This is a genomic window from Streptomyces sp. NPDC055078, from assembly GCF_053607985.1.
Map to the genome: position 1 here is coordinate 1 of NZ_JBSGUP010000762.1, position 3,696 is coordinate 3,696.

A 3,696-nucleotide genomic window follows, 5' to 3' on the forward strand; every position below is an offset into this window, starting at 1 on the left:
GGGCACCCCCTGCCCACTCCGCTCCAGGGGACCACACGCCCGGCGGAGGGCCTCACCCGAGGAACCGCATATGAACAAGCAACCGAACCATGTCCGCACCCTCCGCTCGACCGCCGCGGACGCTACGGCGTCCGCCCTCCCGGTGGCCTGTCCCGATCCGGTGGGGGGCTGGGCTTCGTGGGATCCGGCCGCCGCCATGGCGGTACTTGCCGTGATGTTCGGGAGGTGGGCATGAGCCAGGACCCGGACGGGGATACCGTCCTGCGCGACGAGGCCCGACGGGCCCTTGCCCGCCACTGGAGCACGGCCGGACGGCATCCCGTACGCCCGGCGCCTGTGCGGGACACCTTGCCTGATCAGCTTGTGCTCCCCCGGGAGCTGGTGCACGCGCTGGGCGTTGTGTACCCGCCGGATGGGGAAGCGACGTGATGGTTATCGGCTCCGGCCTCGCCCGTGCCGTGGCGAGCGCGCTCCGCCACCCGGTGAGAACCACACGCACCGGCCACGAAAGGGCGCTCGACTCGTGCGGTTTCGGGCTGTTCACCGTGGTGCTCGTCGGCGGATTCGTCTTCGGGGTCGTCGGCTGGCTCGCTGCCCGGCTCCTCTAGCCCACTTCTCCAGACCGGTCATCTCCGTACGCGCCCCCCGTCGCGGACGGAGATGACCACCGAGGGGTTCCTCTCCACCCCTGCGGCCACCGCGCGGGAACGTCGCGGTCGCGGGGCGGAGAGAAAGGCGCCTCTCCCCACGTGGAACAGCGCCCCGGCCGCCGCCCCGCACAGGCGGTGGCCGGCCCTTCCACCACCTCACACTTCTCTGCTGCCCGTTCGTCTTGCCGAAAGGTCTGCCGTGATCAACCCCGCTCCATCCGCCGCGTCCGCCATCAGGGCCGACGTAGTGCCGCTGCGCATTCCCTGGATCACTCCGTGGACCGGCGAGAAGCCCGTTGAGCCCCGGCTCTACGTCCCGCACAACGAGCGGCGCCTGGCCCTGCGAGATGAGAGGGCGAGCGAGCGCGACGCTTTCGGCACCCTGCTCCACCCTGGCCGCCTGCCCGTACCCGTCGGCCGGGGGCGCGGCGAGCCCGAGCACAGCTCTGTGCACCCCGCACGGCAGCGGGAGGCCATGCAGGAACTGCTCTGTATGGGGTGCGCGTGTCCTGCGGACCGCACTGGGGACGGGGTGCTGTGGCTGCTCGGCCACCACACCGCCGCAGCCGGAGACTGGCTGAAGGAAGTCGTGACGGTGCTGCCGCCCGTCTGCCTCCCGTGCGTTCCCGTGGTGGCGGATCGCCGCCCGGAACTGGCCGGTGGATACATGGCCGTACGCGTGGACGACCCCAACCACTTCGGCTACGTGGGAGATCTCTACGCGCGGAAGGCCAGTGGGCCCGCGTCTCTCCAACTGGTAGAGGAAGGGCTGCTCGTCGAGCACGGCGACCCGCGGTTGCCGTGGATGCTGTGCACGCAAATTGCGCTGCGTCTGACCGGCTGCACCGTCATCGACCTGTCCGCCGAGCCCCGGACCCGCAGGGACACAGTGGTCACCCGCCGGGCGGGCGTCTGCGTCCACCGGCCCGCCTGTCCGGCGGCCGACGCAGCCGACCACGCGGCGGCCCGCGTGGTCGAACACCGCCCGGAGCAGGGCTACGCAGTGCTGTGCAACGGGGTCGTGCTCTTCGAGGACGGCGGCGAATCGCTGCCGGACGGGCGGGCCGTCGGCCCGCGCCGGGCGGCCCCCACCATGCGGAAGGCGGCGGCGGCATGACAACCGTGAAAATGCTGTCCTGCAATGTCGAGAAGGGCCTCAACTGGGTGCTCTCCGCCGACTGGATCCGGGACCAGGACCCGGACATCGTTTTCCAGCAGGAGGTGCAACCCGGACAGCTCCACAAGCAGGCCGCGCGGATGGGCATGACCGGATACATCGCCCCGTCCCGCTCCGGCAGTAACGACAACGCGATCTTCGTCAAGAACAGCGGTCCGCTGGTCGTCACCGACGAATACCCGCACGACTGGGCGCCCTGGCACGCCCCCGCGAACATCGCCATCCGGTTCCGGGACCCCGACGGGTCTCCGAGCCCGCGGCAGCTCAGCTGCGTCTGCGGCCACGCCTGCTACTGGAGTCCCGAGTACCGGCTCACCGAAGCCAAGTGGTGCTCGACTCTCGCGAAACCGGGCTGGCTCAGCATCCATTTCTGGGACTGGAACAGTTACCGCGTCGGTGAGCTGGCCGACGGCTGGTGGGAGGGGTACGGCGACCATGCGTTCGTCGCCAACCGCACCTACACCGAGGGCGGACGGCGCCGTACTGATGACCGGCCGGACCGGGAAATGACGGCCGCGGGCTACATCGAGATGGCCCGGTACGCCGCCGACCATCTCGGCGCACCGGACGCGCTCGGGGGCACCGCCGGCTACCGCACCCACCCCGGACGCCCGGACGCACCGCTGTACTCCATCGACCGCGGATACCTCAGCGCCGAGCTGACCCCCGCCCTGACCGGCTTCACGGTCGCCGACAGCCCGCTCCTGCGGCGCATCTCCGACCACCTGCCGCTCATCGCCACCTTCGACACCGCCGTCCTGCGGAGCATCCTGCACGCCGACACCCCCCGCTACGCACCCCACCAGGAACTCGCAAGCCCCCGCAGCTCCTCGGAAGGCATCCTGTGAACCCGCCCTGGCCTTCAGCTCCCGCCCCGGCGCCGTCCGCTCTCGTGCCGCAGAGCTGGGATCTGTGGCACCAGCGCAAGCGCCCGCGCCTGGCCGCCCCCGGCGAGGACGCCGAGTTCCTCGCCCGGGTGGGTCCCGGAGCGGACGCGGTCGCGGTCGACATCGGATGCGGTGACGGCGCATGGACCCGCAGGCTGGCGAGCGGGGGCTGGACCGTCACCGGCTACGACCACTCTCCGTCGGCGATCGGCCAGGCCCGCAGGATCATCACCGTGCCCAAACCCCGGTACGAGATCCGCGACGCGGCATCGCTCCGGCTGGAGCCGGGGAGCGTGGACCTGATCAGCTGCCGGTACGTCCTGGAGTACCTGGGCACCGGATTCCTCGACCGGGCCGCGCTCTGGCTGCGGCCCGGGGGCGCGGTGTATGTGCTGGCGGCCGTCCACTACGGCGGGCAGCGCTACGAGAACCCCGATCCCTACCGGCGGGAGATGACCGCGGACCAGTGGGCCCTCCTCGGCACCGGCTGGTCGTCCTGCCAGCGCTACAGCCTCACCCCGCGAACGAGCGCCCTCGTCCTGCGCACCGGCGGTCCGCTGCGGAAGGCGACGGCATGACGACCGCTCACCCCGGCGCTCTGGTCGCCGGATCCTGCCTGCGCCATCTGCGCCAGACCCGTCGGCTCACCCTCGACCACGTCGCCGGTCTCGCCCGGTTCTCCATGCGGACCGTGAACGCCCAGACCGGCGCCGGGCCCCGCCCCGGCACCCGTGCCCTTCCTCCCGATCGTCCCGTCCGTTCAAGGAGCCTTCTGTGACCGTGACCGCCGTACGTCCCTTCGCCCTGAGCCTGTTCACCGCCCCGTACCGGGCTGCCGTAGCGCAGTCCCTGACCGGCGCGGTCTTCGACCGGGACCGTCAGGTGAACGTCGGCGCCGACGGCGCCCCTCTGGCCGCCCGGATGTTCGCCGACCCCTCCCGGACCTGCGGGGGCATGACCAGCGGCTCGGAGAAAGAGATCA

At 71.5% G+C, this 3,696-nt stretch carries 6 protein-coding genes; all 6 read left to right on the forward strand.

Annotated features, from left to right (window positions below; genetic code table 11):
- The first annotated feature begins 428 nt into the window (after positions 1-428).
- A complete protein-coding gene (locus ACWF94_RS36215; RefSeq protein ID WP_453498733.1) occupies positions 429-608 on the forward strand; it encodes a hypothetical protein in 180 nt (59 codons plus the stop codon).
- Positions 609-849: 241 nt separating this feature from the next.
- A complete protein-coding gene (locus ACWF94_RS36220) occupies positions 850-1,767 on the forward strand; it encodes a DUF5999 family protein (protein WP_453498736.1) in 918 nt (305 codons plus the stop codon).
- Positions 1,764-2,675, forward strand: coding sequence for a hypothetical protein (locus tag ACWF94_RS36225; RefSeq protein ID WP_453498738.1), 912 nt, complete (start codon positions 1,764-1,766; stop codon positions 2,673-2,675). The genes ACWF94_RS36220 and ACWF94_RS36225 overlap by 4 nt, the downstream gene beginning before the upstream one ends.
- A 44-nt stretch (positions 2,676-2,719) precedes the next feature.
- Positions 2,720-3,292, forward strand: a complete 573-nt coding sequence (locus tag ACWF94_RS36230) for a class I SAM-dependent methyltransferase (protein ID WP_453498741.1) — start codon at positions 2,720-2,722, stop codon at positions 3,290-3,292.
- Positions 3,289-3,492 carry a hypothetical protein gene (locus tag ACWF94_RS36235; protein ID WP_453498744.1) on the forward strand — a complete coding sequence of 68 codons (204 nt, stop codon included), beginning with the start codon at positions 3,289-3,291 and terminating at the stop codon, positions 3,490-3,492. Before ACWF94_RS36230 ends, ACWF94_RS36235 begins: the two co-directional genes overlap by 4 nt.
- Before the next feature lie 2 nt (positions 3,493-3,494).
- Positions 3,495-3,696: putative ATP-grasp-modified RiPP (gene tgmA, locus ACWF94_RS36240; protein WP_453498746.1), on the forward strand; the 202-nt coding region annotated here is incomplete at its 3' end.

Excerpts from the sequence above, each read along its gene's own strand:
- ACWF94_RS36215 (WP_453498733.1), top strand. The coding sequence starts at position 429 with ATGGTTATCGGCTCCGGCCTCGCCCGTGCCGTGGCGAGCGCGCTCCGC.
- ACWF94_RS36225 (WP_453498738.1), top strand. The coding sequence starts at position 1,764 with ATGACAACCGTGAAAATGCTGTCCTGCAATGTCGAGAAGGGCCTCAAC.
- ACWF94_RS36235 (WP_453498744.1), top strand. The coding sequence starts at position 3,289 with ATGACGACCGCTCACCCCGGCGCTCTGGTCGCCGGATCCTGCCTGCGC.